General features: G+C 65.3%; 17 protein-coding genes. 7 read left to right on the forward strand and 10 right to left on the reverse strand.

Annotation, left to right across the window (positions count from 1 at the left end):
* Nucleotides 1-24: 24 nt before the first annotated feature.
* Complete coding sequence (locus tag FLM52_17330) at nucleotides 25-990, forward strand: hydrogen peroxide-inducible genes activator (protein ID NVN57486.1); 966 nt, start codon at nucleotides 25-27, stop codon at nucleotides 988-990.
* Nucleotides 987-3,128 (forward strand): ATP-dependent DNA helicase RecG, encoded by a 2,142-nt coding sequence (recG, locus tag FLM52_17335; GenBank protein ID NVN57487.1) that lies wholly within the window; start codon nucleotides 987-989, stop codon nucleotides 3,126-3,128. Before FLM52_17330 ends, recG begins: the two co-directional genes overlap by 4 nt.
* Before the next feature lie 32 nt (nucleotides 3,129-3,160).
* Here the strand turns inward: recG and yccS are convergent, their stop codons facing one another.
* On the reverse strand, nucleotides 3,161-5,413 hold the full coding sequence (yccS, locus tag FLM52_17340; protein ID NVN57488.1) for a TIGR01666 family membrane protein: 2,253 nt from the start codon (nucleotides 5,411-5,413) through the stop codon (nucleotides 3,161-3,163).
* A gap of 190 nt (nucleotides 5,414-5,603) precedes the next feature.
* On the opposite strand from yccS, the gene FLM52_17345 reads away from it, so the two are divergent.
* Nucleotides 5,604-6,023 carry a DUF2780 domain-containing protein gene (locus FLM52_17345; protein ID NVN57489.1) on the forward strand — a complete coding sequence of 140 codons (420 nt, stop codon included), beginning with the start codon at nucleotides 5,604-5,606 and terminating at the stop codon, nucleotides 6,021-6,023.
* A 142-nt stretch (nucleotides 6,024-6,165) separates the two neighbouring features.
* Here the strand turns inward: FLM52_17345 and FLM52_17350 are convergent, their stop codons facing one another.
* The 3 genes from FLM52_17350 to FLM52_17360 all read right to left on the reverse strand — a co-directional run bounded on the left by FLM52_17350 (nucleotide 6,166) and on the right by FLM52_17360 (nucleotide 8,422).
* A complete protein-coding gene (locus FLM52_17350; protein ID NVN57490.1) occupies nucleotides 6,166-6,522 on the reverse strand; it encodes a hypothetical protein in 357 nt (118 codons plus the stop codon).
* Nucleotides 6,523-6,696: 174 nt separating this feature from the next.
* Nucleotides 6,697-6,972: an HU family DNA-binding protein gene (locus FLM52_17355; protein ID NVN57491.1), complete on the reverse strand. Its 276-nt coding sequence runs from the start codon at nucleotides 6,970-6,972 to the stop codon at nucleotides 6,697-6,699.
* Between the two features lie 250 nt (nucleotides 6,973-7,222).
* Nucleotides 7,223-8,422: an FAD-dependent oxidoreductase gene (locus FLM52_17360; GenBank protein NVN57492.1), complete on the reverse strand. Its 1,200-nt coding sequence runs from the start codon at nucleotides 8,420-8,422 to the stop codon at nucleotides 7,223-7,225.
* A gap of 144 nt (nucleotides 8,423-8,566) precedes the next feature.
* Here FLM52_17360 and FLM52_17365 point away from each other — a divergent pair, with 144 nt between their 5' ends.
* The 4 genes from FLM52_17365 (at nucleotide 8,567) to phoR (ending at nucleotide 12,520) form a co-directional block, all read left to right on the forward strand.
* Nucleotides 8,567-9,319 carry a chorismate lyase gene (locus FLM52_17365; GenBank protein ID NVN57493.1) on the forward strand — a complete coding sequence of 251 codons (753 nt, stop codon included), beginning with the start codon at nucleotides 8,567-8,569 and terminating at the stop codon, nucleotides 9,317-9,319.
* A gap of 67 nt (nucleotides 9,320-9,386) precedes the next feature.
* Complete coding sequence (locus tag FLM52_17370; protein ID NVN57494.1) at nucleotides 9,387-10,277, forward strand: 4-hydroxybenzoate octaprenyltransferase; 891 nt, start codon at nucleotides 9,387-9,389, stop codon at nucleotides 10,275-10,277.
* A gap of 223 nt (nucleotides 10,278-10,500) precedes the next feature.
* Complete coding sequence (gene phoB / locus FLM52_17375) at nucleotides 10,501-11,190, forward strand: phosphate regulon transcriptional regulatory protein PhoB (protein NVN57495.1); 690 nt, start codon at nucleotides 10,501-10,503, stop codon at nucleotides 11,188-11,190.
* A gap of 7 nt (nucleotides 11,191-11,197) precedes the next feature.
* Entirely contained in the window at nucleotides 11,198-12,520 is a 1,323-nt protein-coding gene (gene phoR / locus FLM52_17380; GenBank protein ID NVN57496.1) for a phosphate regulon sensor histidine kinase PhoR, read from the forward strand.
* Nucleotides 12,521-12,706: 186 nt separating this feature from the next.
* Here phoR and cysZ read toward each other — a convergent pair whose 3' ends face one another.
* The 6 genes from cysZ to FLM52_17410 form a co-directional block, all read right to left on the reverse strand.
* Nucleotides 12,707-13,435 carry a sulfate transporter CysZ gene (cysZ, locus tag FLM52_17385; protein ID NVN57497.1) on the reverse strand — a complete coding sequence of 243 codons (729 nt, stop codon included), beginning with the start codon at nucleotides 13,433-13,435 and terminating at the stop codon, nucleotides 12,707-12,709.
* 195 nt (nucleotides 13,436-13,630) lie between these two features.
* Entirely contained in the window at nucleotides 13,631-14,356 is a 726-nt protein-coding gene (gene phoU, locus FLM52_17390) for a phosphate signaling complex protein PhoU (GenBank protein ID NVN57498.1), read from the reverse strand.
* 219 nt (nucleotides 14,357-14,575) lie between these two features.
* Nucleotides 14,576-15,421, reverse strand: a complete 846-nt coding sequence (pstB, locus tag FLM52_17395; GenBank protein NVN57499.1) for a phosphate ABC transporter ATP-binding protein — start codon at nucleotides 15,419-15,421, stop codon at nucleotides 14,576-14,578.
* Nucleotides 15,418-17,223, reverse strand: coding sequence for a phosphate ABC transporter permease PstA (pstA, locus tag FLM52_17400; protein NVN57500.1), 1,806 nt, complete (start codon nucleotides 17,221-17,223; stop codon nucleotides 15,418-15,420). The genes pstB and pstA overlap by 4 nt, the downstream gene beginning before the upstream one ends.
* Complete coding sequence (locus FLM52_17405; protein ID NVN57501.1) at nucleotides 17,220-19,496, reverse strand: ABC transporter permease subunit; 2,277 nt, start codon at nucleotides 19,494-19,496, stop codon at nucleotides 17,220-17,222. Before FLM52_17405 ends, pstA begins: the two co-directional genes overlap by 4 nt.
* A 113-nt stretch (nucleotides 19,497-19,609) precedes the next feature.
* A complete protein-coding gene (locus tag FLM52_17410; protein ID NVN57502.1) occupies nucleotides 19,610-20,851 on the reverse strand; it encodes a phosphate ABC transporter substrate-binding protein in 1,242 nt (413 codons plus the stop codon).
* Nucleotides 20,852-21,010 lie beyond the last annotated feature (159 nt).

Genomic DNA, 21,010 nt, shown 5'->3' on the forward strand with positions numbered 1-21,010 from the left:
GGATGCCAGTTCCGGGCAGGAATCATGACTCTAACAGAACTCCGCTATATCGTAACCTTGGCCCAGGAGCGTCATTTCGGACGCGCCGCAGAGCGCTGCTTCGTCTCGCAGCCCACCCTGTCGGTGGCCGTCAAGAAGCTTGAGGAAGAGCTGGGAGTCGCACTGTTCGAGCGTTCCAAGTCCACCGTACAGGTCACACCGCTCGGCGAGAAGATCGTTCAGCAGGCCCAGCGCGTGCTGGAGCAGTCCAGCGTGATCAAGGAACTGGCCAATTCCGGCAAGGACCAGCTCTCAAGCCCCCTGCGCATCGGCGCCATCTATACCATCGGCCCTTACCTTTTCCCGCACCTGGTGCCGGAACTGACGCGGCGTGCGCCGAAGATGCCGCTCTACATCGAGGAAGGCATGACCGGCGACCTGCGGCGCAAGCTGCGCAATGGCGAGCTGGACGTGATCATCGTCGCGCTGCCGTTCACCGAGACCGACGTGCTGACCAAGGCGCTCTACGAGGAACCCTTCGAAATCCTGCTGCCGGCCGGCCACTCCCTGCTCGGGCAGGACAGCATCGCCAAGGAGCAGCTGCTCAACGAGCGACTGCTGATGCTCGGCGAGGGCCACTGCTTCCGTGATCAGATTCTCGAGGCCTGCCCGGCCATCGGCAATCAGATCAACAACCCCGAGAATACACTGATCGCCGAAGGCGGCTCGCTGGAAACCATCCGCCACATGGTCGCCTCCGGCCTCGGCATCACCGTGCTGCCCTACTCGGCCACCGGTACCGGTCACTACGAGAGCGGCGTGCTCGAGACGCGGCCCTTCAAGGACCCGGCTCCAAGCCGCAGCGTGGCGCTGGCATGGCGTGCCAGCTTCCCGCGCCCCAAGGCCATCGACGTGATCAGCCAGGCGATCGCCGAGTGCTCCAATCGTGCCCGCCAGAGCAATGAGAACGGCATGCAGGGCTCCGCTTCCCAGAGCCACGAACCGGCATGAGCAGGGCGGGCACGGACGCCTCATCTGCCGGGCCCGCCAGCGCTGGTGTCTTTGCCACCGGCGCGCTGGCCCGACCGCTGGACAGCCTGAGCGGCGTCGGCCCCGCGCTGAGCGAGAAGCTGTCGCGCCTCGGGCTGGAACGCGTCGCAGACCTGCTGTTCCATCTACCGCTGCGCTATCAGGACCGCACTCGCGTCACGCCCATCGGCACGCTCAAGAGTGGCATGGAGGCAGTGGTGGAAGGCGAGGTGACAGCCTGCGACATCGTCAAGGGTCGCCGCCGCAGCCTGCTGGTGCGTCTGCGCGATGGCAGCGGCATTCTCAGTCTGCGCTTCTTCCACTTCTCCCCAGCCCAGCAGCAGCAATTCCAGCGTGGCCATAGCGTGCGCTGCTTCGGCGAGGCACGCGCCGGAGCCACCGGTCTCGAGATCTACCATCCGGAATACCGCCTGCTTGGCCAGGGCGCCGCACCGGTGGAAGACCACCTCACACCCATCTATCCGGCCACCGAAGGCCTCAACCAGGCACGCCTGCGCGCCCTGATCGCCCAGGCGCTCAAGCAGCTCGAGGAGACGCCCCACGAGCTGCCGGACCTGATCCCCGAAGCGCTGCGCACGCGCTTTCGCCTGCCCGGCGTGATCGAGTGTCTGCGCTTTCTTCACGAGCCGCCGCCGGACGCCCCCGTCGACCAGATGAGTGACGGCGTGCACCCCAGTCAGCGCCGCCTCGCCCAGGAAGAATTGCTCGCCCACCAGCTGAGCCTGCGTCAGGTGCGCGCGCGTATCCAGCAGGATGGCGCGCCCTCGCTGAGCGCCAGTGGCGGCCTGAGCACGCGCTTTCTGGCCCAGCTGCCCTTCTCGCTGACCGGTGCCCAGCGCCGCGTGCTGGATGACGTGCGCCGTGATCTCGTGCGCGAGGTCCCGATGCTGCGCCTGGTACAGGGCGACGTGGGCTCGGGCAAGACGGTGGTGGCAGCCATGGCGGCGCTGATCGCCATCGGCGGCGGCTGTCAGGCGGCCTTGATGGCACCCACCGAGATCCTCGCCGAGCAGCACTACCGCAACTTTCGCGAATGGCTGGAGCCATTGGGCATCGAGGTGGCGTGGCTGGCCGGCAAGCTCAAGGGCAAGGCGCGGCTGGATGCCAAGGCCGCCATCGCCGATGGCCGGGCGCGCATGGTGGTCGGCACGCATGCGCTGTTTCAGGCCGATGTGACCTTCCAGCGCCTGGGGCTGGCGATCGTCGATGAGCAGCACCGCTTCGGCGTGCATCAGCGCCTCGCGTTGCGGGCAAAGGGGGAAGCCGGTGGTCTGACACCGCACCAGCTGATCATGACCGCGACGCCGATTCCGCGCACCCTGGCGATGAGCGCCTACGCCGACCTCGACCTGTCGGTGATCGATGAGCTGCCGCCGGGGCGCACCCCGGTGCAGACCGTCGCGGTGGCCGACCCGCGGCGTCCCGAGGTGGTCGAGCGCATCCGCGCCGCCTGCTTCGAGGGCCGTCAGGCCTATTGGGTGTGTACACTGATCGAGGAATCCGAGGTGATGACCTGTCAGGCCGCCGAGGTGACGCGTGACGAGCTGACCGAGGCGCTGCCGGAGCTGTCCATCGGCCTGGTCCATGGCCGCATGAAGGCGGCCGAGAAGGCCGAGGTGATGGCGGCGTTCAAGGATGGCGAGCATGACCTGCTGGTGGCGACCACGGTGATCGAAGTCGGGGTCGATGTGCCGAATGCCAGCCTGATGGTGATCGACAATCCCGAGCGTCTCGGCCTGTCGCAGCTGCACCAGCTGCGTGGCCGAGTCGGGCGTGGCAGCACCGAGAGCTTCTGTGTGCTGCTCTATCATCCGCCGCTGTCGCAGCACTCCAAGCAGCGCCTGGCAGTGATGCGCGAGACCACGGATGGCTTCAAGATCGCCGAGAAGGACCTGGAATTACGCGGACCCGGCGAAGTGCTGGGCACGCGCCAGACGGGGCTGGCGGGAATGAAGATCGCCGATCTAGAGCGTGACAGTGACCTGATCGCTCCGACCACGACCCTGGCCGATGCCATCCTCAGCGAGGCCCCGCAGGCCGCGGAGCCCTTGATTCGCCGCTGGCTGGGCGAGGCGGCCGGGCAATACGGCGCCGTCTGAGCGCCATCTTCCTCCCGCCACGCGTCAGCGACTCAGCTGGCGCGGCTGGCCTTGATCAACTGAGTGCCGGCGCTTTCCAGCGGCTGCAACAGCCGCAGCACCAGAATCAGCTGCGACAGCGCCAGGCGTCCGGTGGTGGATTCGACCTGCTCGACCTCGGCTTCCAGCGCCGCTATCTCGTCTTCGCTGTCCAGCGTGACGGCGATCTCGCCGCCCGCCTCCAATTGCTCCCCCAACGCCGTCAGCTGCTGACTCAGGCGCTCGCCATGGCGCAGCAGCGTCTCGATGCCGCTGCTGGCCGAGGCGGTCGATTCCAGTTCGCCACGATGCGCTGCCAATGCCGAGAGATAGCCGAGCACGGTGTGCGCGTGGAGCAGGAAGCCGAAGCCCGGCTCGACATCGCGCCGGAAGTGGCCGGGCTCCTTGCGGGCCGTGGCCAGCAGATTGGAGAAGGCCGCATCGGCGTTATGGGCATTGCGGCGTGCCAGACGGTAGGCCAGATCATCGCGCTTGCCGTGACGGTACTGGGACAGCACCTCGCCCAGATAGCGGCCGCTGGTCTTGAGGCTGACGCCGGCCTGTCGGTAGAGCTTGCGGCCCTGCCAGTCCGGCAGGATCAACACCACCGACAGCCCGGCCAGCAGGCCACCGACCAGCGTATCGAACAGGCGCGGCCAGATGAGATCGAAACCATCGCCGACCTGGTTGAAGCACGCCAGCACCATCAGCGTGATGGCGGCGGTGGCCAGGGTGTAGCGCGAGCCACGGGTGGCGAAGAACAGCACCCCCGCCACCACAGCGATACCGGCCTGGATCGTGGGCGCCGGGAAGAGGCTGATCAGCGCCCAGCCGGCGACCAGACCGATCAGCGTGCCCAGAATCCGCTGCGCCAGCGTGCGGCGCGTATCGCCGTAGCTGGGACGGCACACGAACAGCCCGGTCAGCAGAATCCAGTAACCCTGGGTCGGGTGTACCGCCAGCAGCACGCCATAGCCGGCCACCAGCGTCGCGGTCAGGCGCAGCGCATGGCGAAAGATCGGCGAACGCGGCGTCAGGTGGCTGCGGATACGCTCGAACATGTCGCGCGTGCCGTGGGGCGAGCGGTCCAGCAGGCTGTTGTCGCTTTCATTGCTGACGGCTTCGAGATCATTCAGGCGCGCGATCTGGCCTTCGATCAGGCGCAGGTTGCTGGCGAGAGCTTCCAGCGCCTGCATCAGATGATGCCACTCGGGCCGCTGCTGTTGCTTGAGATAGACGAGCGAGGCGTTGAGGTCTTCCAGCGCCTGCTGGCTGTCACTGGCATCGAAGGGCTGGCGCATCAACAGCGCCTTGCCGAGCCCGCGACAGGCGCGCCCCTGCTGCTCCAGCAGGCGCTGACAGCGAAACAGGATGTCGTGATGGAAGAAGGCGTCGGTGAGCTGGCCGTAGGGATAATGGCTGGAGCTGGCGCGCTCGTGGAGGTCCTGGGCGATGAAGTAGAGGCGCAGGTAGCGGTCGAGCTTGGTGGTATCGCGCCGTCCGGCGAGGCGCCGAAAGACCATCTCCTTGGTCTGGTTGAGCGCCACCACCACGCGGCCGTTCTGCTCGGCCAGCGCCAGACGGCGGGCAGACTGGTCGACATTGCGCAGCGGCTCGAACAGCTGCGCCTTGAGAATCAGGTAGCGCCCCAGCTCACGGTAGAGCGTCGCCATGCTGTGCTTGAGCGGCTGGCGCGAGAACAGCGCACACCACACGACCGAGAGCAGGCCATACCAGGACGCCCCCACCACCAGCAGCAACGGCTGGACCAGATTGATGCCCAGCCCCGGCTCCCGCAGCCATTCGGGCAGGCTGCGCTCCAGCACCGCGATCTGCCCATCTCCATGCTGCTGCTCGAGGCTGATCATGGTGTAGACGGCCAGAATCAACGAGGCGCGCGCGATGGCGCCGTAGCGGGCATCGATGGCGCCCAGCATCGGCATCGCGAAGGTGGCCAGCGCCAGCCCGATCACGAAGGGCAGCGGCATGCCGAACAACAGCTCCACCGAGACGGCAGCGATGCTGAAGCAGGCCAGCGTCATGCCCAGCGCGCGCAGTCGGCCGCGCCAGTGATCATCGGTTTCTGCCAGCCCCGAGGCGATCACGCCCAGAAACAGCGGAATCACCACTGCCATCTCGTCAAGCCAGAACCCCACCGCCATCACGCCACCCAGCGCGATCAACATGCGCAGCGAATAGCTGAAGGCATCCAGCGTCCACAGACGACGCAGGGAGTGCATGAGGGAGTCCAGGAGAGAGCGTGTCATGAAGTGTTCCGTGACCAGGGCGCCGTGCAGCGCATTAGACTTTAGATTTATATCGCTAGCATAACACCCCGTTCTGCCGTGTCCGAGAGCCATGGTGCATGCAAGCGTTGGCGGGCGCGTCGAATGTCGAATCGCCGCGACGTGCCACTCTGAAGACTCCTGACCTCATTGGCTTTCATGGAGAATACCGATGCATCCTCTTATCGAACGCGTCACTGGCTCCCTCGGGCTGTCACCGGAAATCGCCGAGCAGGCGGTCGGCATGGTTCTCAAGTTCGTGCGTGAGCAGGGGCCGGATGGCCCGGCCGCCTCACTGCTGGGCGCCATTCCGGGGGCCGAAGGCCTGATCGGCAGCGCAAGCGAGGAAGCCGCCGAGTCAGGTGGCGGTGGCCTCATGGGCGGCCTGATGGGCGCCGTCAGCGCCTTCACCGGCGGCAGCGGTGGCGGTGCGCTGGAACTGGGCCAGAAGCTGATGGGGCTGGACCTCGACATGAACCAGGCGCGTGGCGTGGCCGACGAGACGCTCAACTATGCCCGCGAGGAAGCCGGCGATGGCGTGGTCGACCAGGTACTTGAAGGCATTCCCGGTCTCAAGCAGTTGCTCGGTTGAGGGAAAGCCGAGAGAGGCGGAGAGACGGAGAGCGCCTGAAGGTGTGAAACGCCCTGCTGAGTGGATCAGCAGGGCGTTCTTGTTGCCATGCTCAGCAACAAGAGCGGCAACAAGGTCGGCAACGGCGGGACTGCCGGGTTATTCAGCGAATGCGCTTGAGCAATGACTGCAGACGGTTGAGCTGGGCCGAATCGCCGACCAGGCGTACGCGCTGGTCCATCAGGCCTTGCAGAAAGGCGCGCGGCGAAGGCTTGAGCAGGAAGGCCACCGCACTGTCGGCATCGGCGAAGCGCAGTTCAAGCTCGGTATCCACCGGCAGGCCATTGTCGCTGGTGACCCCTGCGCGAGACATGCGGTAGTGGCGCGCGATGCGCATGTCTTCGGTCGCGACTCCCCAGTCCAGCGGGCGCTTTTCCAGCTCGGCACGAAATTCGGGGTCGCGCTTGAAGGCGCGCTTGAGCAGCAGCCCCAGCACCCACAGCAATATCTTGAGCTTCATGGTGTCAGTCCTTGAATCGCGAAGCGGCGTTCACGCAGGCCATATGAAAATGCCACCGGCCCCGCAGGGCGGAACCGGTGGCATCAGCACGACAGCCGACATGGCCTTGGATGACGACGATTGAAGGCCATGACGACAGCTACCCGGAATCGTGCGCTGAAGCACGAAACGGGATTACTTGGTCACGGCGTCCTTCAACGACTTGCCGGGTTTGAAGGCAACGGTCTTGCTGGCCGGGATGGTCAGCGGCTTGCCTGTCTGGGGGTTCTTGCCGGTACGCGCCGCACGCTGGCGCACGGTGAATGACCCGAAACCGATCAGTGAGACGTCATTGCCTTTGGCCACGGTATGAGTGATCTCGTCGAGAATCACGTTCAGTACCTGACTGGCCTTGTCCTTGGATAGATCCGCACGCTCGGCGATGGCCGCAGCGAGTTCTGGCTTGCGCATGAAAAGCCCTCCTGATTTGGCATTCTGCACGGGCGGCCAAGCCGCCGTTTCCATTGTTGTTCTTGCACTTGCTAACGGTGGCGTATGGCGGCGACGCAATCCGCTTCCGGCAAGCTTAGCCGTATCAAACCTGTCGATGGCAGCAATCTGTCAGACCACGCCCGCCGGGCAGCATGTCTGACGGAGCATTCACTATCGTGCCTGACCGCGCTGGCAGCAAGGGATTTACGACCATCGATCATGGCATCGCCTAGCCTAGCAACGGCGGCGCCTGCCGCGCTAGCTCGACTTTCCTGCGAACGGCGGCGCCTGTCAACGCATATCCAATCAAGCGTTCGTTCATATCCAGTGCACGCGCTTCGAGATCATCGCCTTCACCGGTGATTTGCCAGCGCGCCACGGCCGAACGCGGCGGATAGGCCACCACCGGCAAGGCCGGTGTCTTGACCAGCACCGGCCACGCCTTCCAGTCGAGCACGCTCGGCTCGCCACACAGGTTGGCCGCCAGGGTGCGCGCGGCCATCTGCAGCGGCTGGACATACATGGCATTGACGCCCTCGACACTGGCGCAATCGCCAAGCGCCCAGATATGCGGCTGTGAGGTGGCCAGGTGGCGGTCGACACGGATGCCATCGCCGCCGGCACTCAGACCCGCGGCCTGCGCCAGACGAATGCGCGGCGCCAGGCCGGTCGCCAGCAGAACCACGGAGCCCGTCAGGCGACGACCGCTCTGCAGGCGCACCTCGACCGGCGCGGCCTGGCGCTCGGCCTCCTCGCCTGAGCTGGCGGCGATGGTCTCGACCATCTCGCCCTGGCGACGCGTCACACCGAGCCCATCCAGCGCCGCGCCCAGACGCTGCCCCAGTGCTTGCGGCAGCAATCCATCCAGCGGAGTTTCCTCCGGCGCGACCAAGGTGACGCAGTGGCCGGCGGCCGTCAGATCATTGGCGTATTCACAGCCGACCAATCCGGCACCGACAATCACCACATGCCCGTCTTCTCCGCGCTCGCGGGCCTTCGCCAGCGTCGCGCAGAAGGCCGCATAGTCGTCGAGGTCATTGATGCTCTGCACGCGTGAGGCCACTTCCGCGGCGACGGGGAAGGGGCGACGCGGCGCCGCGCCGAGTGCCAGCACCAGCTCGTCATAGGCCAAACACTCCTCGCCCAGCCAGAGCCGGCGGGCATCACCGTCGATGGCAGTGACGCGTTGATGGGTACGCAGCTCGGCATTCAGCTCGTCTGCCAGCGCCACCGGCGCCTGACGCGACAGGTCGGTGGCCGACATCTTCTTGGCGAAGGCGGTGGACAGCATCGGCTTGGCGTAATCGTGGCCGCTGTCCTGGCTGATGAGGATCAGCCGGCTGTCCTTGTCACGCGCACGCAGCGCGCGCGCCAGACCAATGCCCGCCATGCCGGTACCAATGATGACAAGGGTGCGAGGGTCGCGCATGGCACCATCTCCTGAGATCGATCCGAGGGAAGCGCTGATGAAGGAGCGCCAGCAGCGTCCGTCATGAACGCCGATGAATGCGCCCAGCATACCAGCCCGTCAGCAGTGCAGGCATGCCTGAGCGGGAGGCCTTGCCGCCCGGCCATGCTAGACTCGCCATTTCGTCATCCTGACAGGGAATTCACCGTGGTCCGATGCCCAGCAGGCGAGCCTCACCGCGCAGCGCTCACGCCACAGACCTCCACCTGTGAGGCGCCTCATTCGTCAGCCGAGAACCCGTACCAGCCTGCGCCTCGCTGGCCTTCGCCCACGCGCGCCGCACCCGCTGCTTCGGCGGCGGTGCGCCGTCATTGGCAGCCGGCTGCCGCGCTGCAGGGTGTCATGCCGGCCGGCTGGTGGGCGTGGCTCTCCTCGACGGACTCGCTGACCCAGCGTCTTGCCGGCGCCATGCAGCAGCAGGATGAACGCGATGGCCAGCCAATCCAGGGCCTGCGCGTGCGCCTGCTGCTGCAGGACACCGGCCCCGCACGGCTGGATGAGGCACGCCTGCTGGGCATCGGCCCACGCCGGCATGTCTGGCGACGCGAAGTGGCGCTCTGTCATGGCGATACGCCATGGGTGATCGCACGCTCTCTGGCGGCGCTGGACCTGGCCCACGGTCATCGCCTCTCGACGCTGGGCGAGCGCTCGCTGGGCCATTGGCTGTTTCGCCAGCCCGACCTGATACGCAGCGCCATCGATGTCAGCCGCGCCCCGCTGGTGCTTTCAAGCTCCAGGCCGCTGGCCCGCACCACCAGCCTGTGGATGCGCCGCTCGATGTTCTCGCATGGTCGCTTCAAGGTGCTGGTGCAGGAGGGCTTCACGCCAGCCTTCCAGCACGCGCTGCAACTGGCCTGAGCCGTGCGGCCGACTAGCCTCGTTTCCCTCTCTTCCCTTGCCCACTACCACCCGCCCAGGAGCCCCGATGACCGCGTCATCCACTTCCGCCGCTTCGCGTCCTTCCAGACTGGCCGACTACCTCGCCCTGACACGGCTGGACCGCCCCATCGGCACCTGGCTACTGATGTGGCCGACCCTGTGGGCACTGTGGCTGGCGGCAGATGGCATCCCCGAGCGCACGACCCTGCTGATCTTCATCGCCGGGGTCTACCTGATGCGCGCCGCCGGCTGCGTCATCAACGACTACGCCGATCGCCATTGGGACAAGCATGTCGAGCGTACGCGAGACCGGCCGCTGACTTCGGGCCGTATCTCGGAGCGCGAGGCACTGACGCTGTTCGGGGGGCTGGTCGCGGCCGCCTTCGTGCTGGTGTGCTTCACCAACCTGACCACGGTGCTGCTGTCGATCGTCGCCGTGCTGCTGGCGGCCAGCTACCCGTTCATGAAGCGCTTCCATCATCTGCCTCAGGTAGTGCTGGGCGCCGCCTTCGGCTGGGCGATTCCGATGGCCTTCGCCGCGACACTGGAAGAAGTGCCGACCTACGGCTGGTGGCTGTTCGCGGCCAACCTGATGTGGACGGTGGCCTACGACACCGCCTATGCGATGGTCGATCGCAACGACGACCTCAAGGTGGGCATCAAGTCCACCGCCGTGCTGTTCGGGCGGGCCGACAAGCTGATGATCGGCCTTCTGCAGCTGGGCATGCTGGCGGTATTGATCGGCATCGGACTGCACCTGGCGCTGGGCATCTTCTACTGGCTGGGGCTGGCTGCCGCCGCCGTCACCTTCGTCTGGCAGCAACGTCTGATCCGTGAGCGTGAGCGTGCGCCCTGCTTCCAGGCGTTCCTCAACAATCATTGGACGGGGCTGCTGATCTTCGCCGGTATCGCCCTGGCGACCTGGCCGATGAGCTGACGCCTGCATAAACATTCGCATTATTTAATTTAAAGCGATCCCTGCCCTCTGTTGCGCCCCAGCCCACGGTTCATGCCTGCCTGCCGCGCCTCCAAGGCGGCTGGCAGGCTTGCGTGCAAGCTGCCATGCTGGCAGTTGTCATCTCGTTGTCATATAAGCGGGTTGTAATCGTCATCGACTTGTCATTCTGGCGCGTGCGCCGACTGCTGCATGGGATCTAGCGATGAGCTCCAAGACCGTACTGATTGTCGACGATGAATCCTCGATTCGCGAGATGATCGCCGTTGCCCTCGAAATGGCGGATTACCGCGTGCTGGAGGCAGACAATGCCCAGGACGCCCACGCCATCGTCGTCGATGAAAAGCCCGATCTGCTGTTGCTGGACTGGATGATGCCGGGCACCAGTGGCCTGGAGCTCGCGCGGCGTCTCAAGCGTGACGAGACCACCTCGGAGCTGCCGATCATCCTGTTGACCGCCAAGGGCGAGGAAGACAACAAGATTCAAGGCCTGGAAGCCGGCGCCGACGACTACATCACCAAGCCCTTCTCGCCGCGCGAGCTGGTCGCCCGTCTCAAGGCCGTACTGCGTCGCACCACTCCCAAGGGGGTCGAGGAGGCGGTAGAAGTCGAGGGCCTGATGCTCGACCCGGCCAGCCACCGCGTCACCGCCCACGGCAACTCGCTGGATGTCGGCCCGACCGAATATCGCCTGCTGCAGTTCTTCATGACGCATCAGGAGCGTGCCTACACGCGCAGCCAGCTGCTCGATCAGGTATGGGGCGGCAACGTCTATGTCGAGGAGCGCACCGTGGACGTGCACATCCGTCGCCTGCGCAAGGCGCTGGGCACAGGCCATCAGCATCTGATCCAGACCGTCCGCGGCACCGGTTACCGCTTCAGCGCCCAGGCCTGAGGGATTCATGCGCTATTGGACCAACGAGCTATGGCGCCTCGGCTACCTTGCCGGTGGCTTCGGCCTGATCGGTGGCCTGCTGGGCCATCTGGGCTGGGGCCTGGCACTGGGCCTTTCGCTGTATCTGTTCGTCCATCTCAAGCACTTGAAGAGCCTCTATACCTGGCTGATCACCAATCCCCATGAAGAGCCACCACCCGGCGATGGCGTGTGGGGAGACCTGCTCGATCGTCTCTACCGCTATCAGAAGGGCCAGCGCCAGACTCAGGAGCGACTGCGCAGCATCCTCAACCGTATCCAGGAATCCTCCGAGGCCATGCGCGACGGCCTGGTGATGCTGGACAACCACGGTGACATGGAATGGTGGAACAGCGCTGCCGAGCAGCTGGTCGGTCTCAAGGCCAGCCACGACCGCGGCCAGCACATCACCAACTATCTGCGTGACCCCGTCTTCATCGATTACTTCAATCGGCTGGCCTACCGCGAGCCGCTGACGCTGCAGTCGCCGCTGTCTGACAACCTGACGCTGCAGATATCCATCACCCTGTTCGGTGACAACGAGCGTCTGGTCATGCTGCGTGACGTCACCCGCCTCTATCGCCTGGAAGAGATGCGCCGCGACTTCGTGGCCAATGTCTCCCATGAGCTGCGCACGCCGCTGACGGTGCTGGCCGGCTATCTCGAGACCTACTCCGATTACGCCGATGACCTGCCACCGCGCTGGCAGCGTGGGCTGGGCCAGATGAAGAGCCAGACCGACCGCATGCAGCACTTGGTCGAAGACCTGCTGACCCTGTCACGCCTGGAAACCGACGAGTTGTCCGACAATGGTCGCTGCATCGACATGGGTGCCCTGCTCGGCCATATCCGCGACGACGCCGAAGGCCTGTCCCAGGGACGTCACACCTTCTCCATCGAGGCCGATGCCAGCCTGTCTCTGCGCGGTGAGGAGCAGGAACTGCGCAGCGCGATCTCGAATCTGGTCTTCAATGCAGTGCGCTACACTCCCGAAGACTGCCATATCACCCTGCGCTGGAAGGCGGATGAACAGGGCCTGCTGGTCGAGGTGGAAGATGACGGGGACGGCATCGACCCGGTCCACCTGCCGCGCCTGACCGAGCGTTTCTACCGCATCGACAAGGGCCGCAGCACCGCCACGGGAGGCACCGGTCTGGGGCTTGCCATCGTCAAGCATGTGCTGATTCGCCATCAGGGCCATCTGGAGATCGACAGCCACCCCGGCGAGGGTGCGCGCTTCCGCTGTCACTTCCCCGACGAGCGCGCCTGTCAGGCGAGCGCTCCCCAGGCCAGCAGTGCGCTAGCCCAGTGATGTGCTGATTCAGTGATGAGCTGAGTCGGAGGCCAGCCCAACGCGGAACGCCCCGCAGCCACCTCGAAAGGAGGCGACTGCGGGGCGTTTCTTTTGCTCCGCCAGACGACGCTGCGGCTATCTCAATGACAAGCCAGTACAGCGGCAAGCCAGTTCAGCAACAAGCCACCTCTGCGACAGGCTGTCTTAACGACGCGGCGCCGGCAACTGACGGTAGTGGCTCTGCCACATCAGTACCGCCCCGGCGACAGCGCCCGGGATGAACAGCAGATTGGCCAGCGGCACCAGCGTCATGACGAACACCGCGGCGCCGAAGGTCAGTGAGGGCCACCAGCGCGCCTTGAGGCGCTGCTTCATGTCACCGAAGCTGACCTGATGGTTGTCCATCGGGTAGTCGAGATACTGGATCGACATGCTCCAGGCCGAGAACAGCCCCCACAACAGCGGCGAGAGCAGGTTCAGGCCCGGGATGAAGCCGATGATGAACAGCGCGATCATGCGCGGGATGAAATAGGCCAGCTTGGCCATTTCACGCTCCAGCGAGTCGACACCAATCTTCACCAGCCCACGGTCATCATCGATCAGGGTGCCATCCAGGCGATGCTCGACCTTCTCGGCCAGAATGCCGTAGAAGGGCGCGGCGATCAGGTTGGTCACCAGGCTGAAGGAGAAGAACACCACCAGCAACAGACTCACCACCAGCAGCGGCCAGATCAACCAGCTGAGCCAGTCCAGCCACGCCGGTACCTTGAGCATCCAGTAATCGATCCAGCCACCGAACTGGTTGAACAATACCCACAGCGTGATGCTGTAGAGCACCAGGTTGATCGCCAGCGGTACGAATACGAAGCGGCGCAGCCCGGGGGTATAGACCATGCGGGTCCCGCGGACCAGCGCCGATACGGCATCAATCATGCGACGTCCTCGTCATCTCAAAAGAACCGGCCAGCCAGCGGGCTGACCGGAGCCACACCCTAGCACTCCCGCCTGCGCGGCGCAGCTGTCGGCCGCCTGACACCGTTCGCGCGCCCACGACGCAATCGCCCCGCACCTGTCTGTGGGCAGGTGCGGGGCGAAAGAGGCGACACAGGGACAGGGAAACGCGTCAGCTCACTGCTTGTCCAGGTCCTGCGGCTTCAGCTCGTGGGTATCGGTATGACGCACATCCACGCCCTTGACCAGGAAGATGACGTACTCGGCCAGGTTGTCGGCGTGGTCACCGATACGCTCCAGCGCACGCAGAATCCACATCACGTTGAGCACCGGCGTGATCTGGCGCGCGTCTTCCATCATGAAGGTCATCAACGAACGCATGGCACTTTGATATTCCAGATCCACCGAGGCATCTTCACGCAGCACCTTGAGGGCAAGGTCGGTATCGAAGCGCGCGAAGGCCGTCAGAGAGTCACGCACCATGCTGCGCACGTGCTGACTGAGGTGACGCACCTCGACCATGCCGCGCGGGCTCTGGCCGTTCTCGACCAGCGAGATGGCGTTGCGTGCGATCTTGCTCGATTCATCACCGATACGCTCGAGATCGGAGGTGGCGCGGATGACGGCCAGCACCAGGCGCAGGTCGGAGGCCGCCGGCTGACGGCGGGCCAGCACCCGGGTGCACTCGTCATCGATCTTGAGCTGCATGTCGTTGACAGCCTTGTCGTTGTCGCGCACCCGCGTGGCGGTTTCACTGTCGCCTTCCAGCAATGCCGTGACGGCATCCTGCAGCTGCTTCTCTACCAGTCCGCCCATGGCCAGCAGGTGTGTCTTCAGTGCATCCAGCTCGTGATTGAACTGCTCTGAGATATGCTTGCCGTGCGAATCGCTGGTGATATCCATTTCCCTCTCCCGGAAAGTCGCCCACCGAGTCAGGGGGCGTGACATGAATGACGTGACAAGTATGGCCCACTACTGACTGACACAGCGGGCTCCCCCTCAGCATGCCGACACTTGATTGCAGTTATGTTTCACCCGGGGCGCAAAGGCGGTATCTGGCCGCCATCATCAGCAATATCAGGGCCAAAAGGCTACCTGGGTGCACGTTCGCGCATGAGCGCGCTAACCGAAACGCCCCGTGATGTAGTCTTCCGTCTGGCGGCGCCGCGGGTTGGTGAACAGCTGGTCGGTCGGGGCGAATTCCACCAGGCGGCCCTCATGCAGGAAGGCGGTGTCGTCCGAGACCCGCGCGGCCTGCTGCATGTTGTGCGTGACGATGATCAGCGTCAGGCGCGAGCGCAGCGAACGGATCAGCTCCTCGATCTTGAGCGTCGAGATGGGGTCCAGCGCCGAGGCCGGTTCATCCAGCAGCAGCACCTCCGGCTCGACCGCCAACGTCCGCGCGATCACCAACCGCTGTTGCTGGCCACCCGAGAGCCCCAGCGCGCTGTCGTGCAGGCGGTCCTTCACTTCTTCCCACAGCGCCGCGGAGCGCAGACAGGATTCGACCTTGTCATCGAGGTGGCGCTTGTCATTCTCACCGACCAGCCGCAGCCCGAAAGCCACGTTCTCGTAGACCGACATCGGAAAGGGGTTGGGTGTCTGGAAGACCATGCCGATCCGGCGGCGAAGCATCGGCACGTCCACGCCGCGCGCATGGATGTCCTCGCCCTCCAGCAGTACCTTGCCGGAAAGACGTGACTGTTCATCGAGATCGGTCATGCGATTGAAGGTACGCAACAGGCTCGACTTGCCGCAGCCGGAAGGGCCGATGAAGGCCGTCACGCGCTTGCGTGCGATCTGCAGGCTGACGTCCTCCAGTGCGCGGCGCGTCTGGTTCTCCTTGCCGACACGTGCCTGATAATCGAGGCTCAGGTGGCGGGTTTCCAGGCAGATGTCCTCAGCCGGCCGCGCAGGCGCCTCCTGAAGAAACAACTGAGGCTTGGGCTGTTCAGAGTCACGCCTCATTCGGTGGCTCCCTTGTAACGTTGTGCCAGCATGTGACGCAGGCGAATGGCACTCAGATTGAGGCATAGAATCACGACCACCAGCACCAGCGCGGTCGCGTAGACCAGTGGCCGACTGCTGAAGGCGTCGCTACTCTGGAAGGCCAGATCATAGACCTGATGCCCCAGATGCATGAATTTCCGGTCCAGATGCAACCACGGGAAGCTGTCATCCAGCGGCAGGTCCGGGGCCAGCTTGACCACCCCGACCAGCATCAGCGGCGCGACTTCACCCGCCGCACGCGCCACGGCCAGAATCAGCCCCGTCATCAGCGCCGGCGAGGCGGCCGGAATCACCACGCGCTTGAGCGTTTCCAGGCGTGTCGCTCCCAGCGCCAGCGCGCCTTCGCGCAGACGACGCGGCACGCGCGCCAGCCCCTCTTCCGTGGCGACGATCACCACCGGCAAAGTCAGCAGGGCCAGCGTCAGCGAGGCCCACAGAATGCCGCCGGTCCCGAAGGTCGGCGTCGGCAGTCGCTCGGAGTAGAACAGCTCATCGATTCCGGCGCCCAGTCCATAGACGAAGAAGCCGAGACCGAACACGCCGTAGACGATGGAGGGTACCCCGGCCAGATTGCGCAGCGCGATGCGCGTCAGGCGCGTCAGGCGCCCCTGATGGGCCACCTCGTGCAGATAGAGCGCCGCCATCACGCCGAAGGGCATCACCATGATCGACATCAGCACCACCATCAGCACGGTGCCGAAGATGGCGGGCCAGAGGCCGCCAAAGCCCTCGGTGGGCGCGCCGGCCACGAAGTCACGAAAACGCTTGAACGTCATCATCAGCCGGCCGCTGAAGCCCATCGCATTGGGCTGCCAGGCATTGCGGATATCATCGAGTGCGATGCGGCCTTCGTAGCCGCCATTGCCGCCCAGCAGCAACTGTCCGCCCGCCAGGGCATCACGCAGGGCACTCAGCTGACCTTCACGCTCGATGAAGGCGCTGCGCACCTCCTCCAACTCCTCCAACTCCTCCTGCATCTCCTGCTCGAGCTCAGCGTCCTCTTGAGTCCGCGCTGCGTCACCGTCAGCAGTGGCGCTGCGCCGGGATGCCAGAGACTGCTGCAGCGCCTGGTAGCGACTGCTCAAGGCTTCACTGTCCAGGCGCAGTGCCTGCAACTGGCGGCGCTCGCTCTCGATCATCTTCAGGCGGGCAAACAGTGGCTCGGCGTCCTCGGACAAGGGCCGGGCAGGTCCGTCGCCGACGTCAGGCGTGTGGTCCATCTCCCCTGTCATCGGGTCACTCAGCGCCCGTGGCATGCCGTAGAGAGTGCGACCGTCACGCATTTCCAGCATCAGCGCCTGGCGGGGGAAGGTCATCCTGTCGAGCAGCGTCTCCGGCAGCCACTGCCAGCTGGCCGCGGCCCCGTCACGCGAAGATGTCTGCAGCAACCACCATTGCTGGCGAGCGTCGTCCCCCTCGCCCGAGGCGACACGGCGCATCTCCTCGTGCATCAGCTCGCCGAGCAGATGGCGATTGTCGGCCGCCGGCTCTCCGCGCGTGGTGGTCAGGGCCGTGGGACTCTGGCCCGGCTGCGCCGTCAGCTCCACCTCGACCAGCCGGGAGGGCCAGAAGTGACTGAAGGAGCCCACCACCAGCAGGCTGAGCAGGCCCAGCACCAGCACCAGCGAGACACTGACAGCCATGGCGTTCAGCCAGCCCCACGGGCCGCCGTCACGCCAGTAGCGCTGCAGGCGCCCGACCAGCGGCTCGCGCGGGCGCAGCAAGGAGGAGCTGGCACGATTGGTGTCAGGGCGACTCATCCCCAGCTCCCCTGATTGGGCGGCGTGAAGCGCTGTCGCAGCACTTCCGCCAGCGTATTGACCACGAAGGTGAAGACGAACAATGCCAGGGCAGCGAGGAACAGCAAGCGGTAGTGGCTGCTGCCGACCTCGGCCTCTGGCAGCTCGATGGCCAGGGTCGCGGCCAGTGAGCGAAGGCCCTCGAACAGGCTGGCATCCACCAGCGGCGTATTGCCGGCCACCATCAGCACGATCATCGTCTCACCGACGGCACGCCCCATGCCGATCATCATCGCCGAGAACAGCCCGACCGCAGCGGCTGGCAGGATGACGCGGCGCAGGCTCTGCCAGGGCGTCGCGCCCAGCGCCGCAGAGCCGGCGGCCAGGCCACGCGGCACCGACGAGAGGGCATCCTCACTGAGCGTGAACAGGGTCGGCATCACCGCCAGCCCCAACGCCATGCCGGTCACCAGGGTATTGCGCTGGGCATAATCGATGCCGTAGTGGCTGAACAGCCACTGACGGAGGTCGCCGTCGAACCACCACTGCTCGACCTGGCCGGCGATGGTCACATCCAGCCACAGCAGCACGAACAGCAGCGGCAACAGCCCGAAGGCCGCCATGTTTTCCGGCAGCAGATTGCGCCATGCGCGCGGCGACAGGGTCCACAGGAAGCCCGCCACCATGGTGCCCAGCGGAATCAGGACCAGCCCCAGCAACACCGCCATCAGCTCACGCTCGACGAAGGGCGCGACCACCAGGGCGGCGATGAAGCCGATCACCACGGTCGGCAGTGCCTCCATCATCTCCAGCAGCGGCTTGATGCGGGAACGCTGGCGCGGCGCCATGAAGCAGGCGACATGGATGGCACAGCCGAGCCCCAACGGCACGGCAAACAGCAGCCCGACCAGCGCCGCCTTGAGCGTGCCCCACATGATGGGCACCAGCGACAGACGGGGTTCGTGGGTGCCGGTGCTCTCCAGCTGCCAGATCCACTCCGGCGCAGCGCGCCCCTCGTACCAGACCTTGCCGAAGATGGCGTCGAGCCCGACGGCCTGATGCGGGTCGTGTATCGCAAGCCCGGCATAGGCCTTGCCCAGCGCCCCCAGCGGCGCGTCCTGAGCGAGCTGGCCAGGCAGCCTTGCCTCCCGGGACGCCGACGCCAGCAAGCGGCGGTCATCATTGTCGAATTCCAGCGCTACGCCTGCCGCGACCCGGGTGGCATCCAGCCAGTCCAGCACCTGACGGCGACGCTCGCTGGTGGCCAGATAGAGGCCAAGGCGGCCGTTGGCGTCCAGCGCGGCAAAGCCGAGGCTGTGATGGGCAGCCGCCATCGTCACCACCGGCGCCGACAGGCCACTGTCAAAGACGCCGGCCTTGACCAGCGGCTGCGCGTGCGCCGGCAACAGGTAATGGGTCAGGCCACCTGCCGCGTCCCCGACGATCAGGCTTCTACCGCCACGCAGGACGCTGAGCGCGGTGATCGCCGGCGATGACGCGGAGGCAGAAGAGGCCATAGCGTGATGTGCCAACTTGCGCGCCAGCGGCTTGGTCCCGGTGGAGGCCTCGCTCAGTTGCCACTGGGTGAAGCCATCGCGGTCAGCGGTGACCAGCAGACGCCCCTGCTGCGAAGACAGCCTGGCCGGGCCCGGCAACCACTGCTGCTGCCACTCGGAGAGCGGAGTCTGGCTTGCTGCATCATCCTCCAGCGCGCCTGCGGAGGCGTGTGGAGATGACAAGGCCAGACGCGCCAACCACAGACCATCGCCCTCCTCGTACGGAATGCGCAGCCACAGCTGGTCACGGCTGAGCATCAGGCTTGCCTGACGGCGCTCAAGCCCTGCGGGAACCTCGATGGCACTGCCGCGCAGGCGCACGCCAGCGGCGGACTGCTGTACCACCTGCAGACGATCATCCGCGAGCCAGACACCCGACAGCGGCGAGGTGCGCAAGTCCGCCGTCGAATCATCACTGGCCAGCACGGGAGGCAGCCCGTCACGCGCGGCAAGCGGCATGTCAGGCAAGGCGCTCAGCCCGTCAGGATCGGACAGCCAGTCAGGTTCGGTCTGAGCGGCAGGCATCTGCTGGTCGCTCACTTGCTGTTCGAGCGCCTGCTGAGGAAGCGACGTGACGCTGGCGGACTTGAGCAGCGGCCATGACACGCTGACCAGATAGGCCAGCATCACGACGACGATGACCATCACGCCCAGCCCGGCCGCTGTCAGCCACAGACTGGCAAGACGGTCATGCCGCAGACGACGACGCTGCATTCGGGAGGCATCAACTGCCGACATGAAATATCACCACGAAAGGATTCGCGCACTGGAGTGTCGACTCCGCAGACGCATGAAGCGGGTATGGCACCGAGATTATGTCCAAGTGATGACAGAGAGATGACAAAGGCGAATCAAAGGGCATCCACATCCTGAAGCCCCAGTTGCTGACGCCAGTGCAGCAGCTGCTTTTCCGGCAGTGGCACATAGCCACCACGCAGGATGGCCTGCTGACCCTGGCGCGACATGATCAATGACAGGAAGGCCTGCTCCAGCGCCGGGAGCGGCTCGTCAGGCACGCGATTGACGTAGATGTACAGGGCACGGGTCAGCGGATAGCGGCCATCGCGAATGCTGGCCCGGCTCGGGAAGACAGCGTGGCCGCCCGCCTCACGGCTGACGGACAGCTGCTTCACCAGCGGCGAAGAGGTGCTGAAGCTGGCATAGCCGATGCCATTGGGCGAGGAGCCTACCGCGCCGATGATGGAGGCCGAGCCCGGCTGTTCACTGACATCGAGGCGGAAGTCGCCATCGCACAGCGCGATACGGCGGAAGGCGCCGTAGGTGCCCGAGGTGGCACTGCGTCCGAAGCGCATGATCTGGCGGTCATTCCACTCATCACTCAGCCCCAGCTGGCCCCAGCGATTGGCCGCCTGGCCACCACAGCTGTGCGTGGCGGAGAAGATGACATCCAGCTGCGCGATGCTGATCTCCTCCAGCGGGTTGCTGCGATGCACGATGATGCCCATCGCATCCAGCGCCACGGGCACACCCAGCGGCGGATAGCCGAATTCATGCGTGAAGTCCTGACGCTCCTGGTCGCTCATCGGACGCGACATCAGCCCGATGCGGGTAGTGCCGGCGATCAATGCCGGCGGGGCCGTCGAGGAGCCCGCGGCCTGCAGCTGCACGCGTACCCCCGGATGATAGCGACGCAGCTGGGCAGCCCAGCGCGTCACCAGCACCGACAGGGTATCGGAGCCCACCGCCGTCAGGTTGCCCACCACCCCGGACACCGGGCGATATTCGGGCACCTTGTCGGCCAGTGCCGGAGCCGAGAGCGTCGAGAGCCCCAGCAGGCAGACAAGCGACATCAGCCGCAGCGACGGCAGCCCTGAGCGCAGGCGGGGCGCGCATGAGGAGGACGCATATAAGGAGGACACGGATGACCCGCGACGCGACGCGAACACGGCGCGAAAGCCTGAACGGACAAGCGACCCGACGGAAACTGACATGGCGACTTCCCACCAGAGAATGAACGAGATGACGATGCGACACGGAGCTGGCCACTGCTTGCCACGCCCATGGTGACGGGCAGGCGACGGTGAAACAAGGTGGCCCGTGCAGCACAGCGAAACACTACGAGTATCCGTCATTGCTGCGTTGAGGAACGATACTCCATGCTGCAGCGCAAAAAAATTTCCTGACAGTCCCTTATCAGTGAGGACAGTGCTTTGTCCGCCAGAGTAGGATACAGAAGATGATGAAGCCGCTGCGGCTCATCCGCCATGGTCTGCGTCGAACTGATGCTATCG

It is taken from the genome of bacterium Scap17, from assembly GCA_013376735.1.
GTDB lineage: Bacteria > Pseudomonadota > Gammaproteobacteria > Pseudomonadales > Halomonadaceae > Cobetia.

What these genes read in the sequence shown, in the direction of transcription:
- FLM52_17330 (NVN57486.1), top strand. Translation starts at nt 25, where the DNA reads ATGACTCTAACAGAACTCCGCTATATCGTAACCTTGGCCCAGGAGCGT.
- phoB (NVN57495.1), top strand. Translation starts at nt 10,501, where the DNA reads ATGAGCTCCAAGACCGTACTGATTGTCGACGATGAATCCTCGATTCGC.
- yccS (NVN57488.1), bottom strand. Translation starts at nt 5,413, where the DNA reads ATGACACGCTCTCTCCTGGACTCCCTCATGCACTCCCTGCGTCGTCTG.
- FLM52_17365 (NVN57493.1), top strand. Translation starts at nt 8,567, where the DNA reads ATGCTAGACTCGCCATTTCGTCATCCTGACAGGGAATTCACCGTGGTC.
- FLM52_17345 (NVN57489.1), top strand. Translation starts at nt 5,604, where the DNA reads ATGCATCCTCTTATCGAACGCGTCACTGGCTCCCTCGGGCTGTCACCG.
- phoU (NVN57498.1), bottom strand. Translation starts at nt 14,356, where the DNA reads ATGGATATCACCAGCGATTCGCACGGCAAGCATATCTCAGAGCAGTTC.
- pstA (NVN57500.1), bottom strand. Translation starts at nt 17,223, where the DNA reads ATGAGTCGCCCTGACACCAATCGTGCCAGCTCCTCCTTGCTGCGCCCG.
- FLM52_17355 (NVN57491.1), bottom strand. Translation starts at nt 6,972, where the DNA reads ATGCGCAAGCCAGAACTCGCTGCGGCCATCGCCGAGCGTGCGGATCTA.
- pstB (NVN57499.1), bottom strand. Translation starts at nt 15,421, where the DNA reads ATGAGGCGTGACTCTGAACAGCCCAAGCCTCAGTTGTTTCTTCAGGAG.
- FLM52_17405 (NVN57501.1), bottom strand. Translation starts at nt 19,496, where the DNA reads ATGTCGGCAGTTGATGCCTCCCGAATGCAGCGTCGTCGTCTGCGGCAT.
- FLM52_17350 (NVN57490.1), bottom strand. Translation starts at nt 6,522, where the DNA reads ATGAAGCTCAAGATATTGCTGTGGGTGCTGGGGCTGCTGCTCAAGCGC.
- cysZ (NVN57497.1), bottom strand. Translation starts at nt 13,435, where the DNA reads ATGATTGATGCCGTATCGGCGCTGGTCCGCGGGACCCGCATGGTCTAT.
- recG (NVN57487.1), top strand. Translation starts at nt 987, where the DNA reads ATGAGCAGGGCGGGCACGGACGCCTCATCTGCCGGGCCCGCCAGCGCT.
- FLM52_17360 (NVN57492.1), bottom strand. Translation starts at nt 8,422, where the DNA reads ATGCGCGACCCTCGCACCCTTGTCATCATTGGTACCGGCATGGCGGGC.
- phoR (NVN57496.1), top strand. Translation starts at nt 11,198, where the DNA reads ATGCGCTATTGGACCAACGAGCTATGGCGCCTCGGCTACCTTGCCGGT.
- FLM52_17370 (NVN57494.1), top strand. Translation starts at nt 9,387, where the DNA reads ATGACCGCGTCATCCACTTCCGCCGCTTCGCGTCCTTCCAGACTGGCC.
- FLM52_17410 (NVN57502.1), bottom strand. Translation starts at nt 20,851, where the DNA reads ATGACGGATACTCGTAGTGTTTCGCTGTGCTGCACGGGCCACCTTGTT.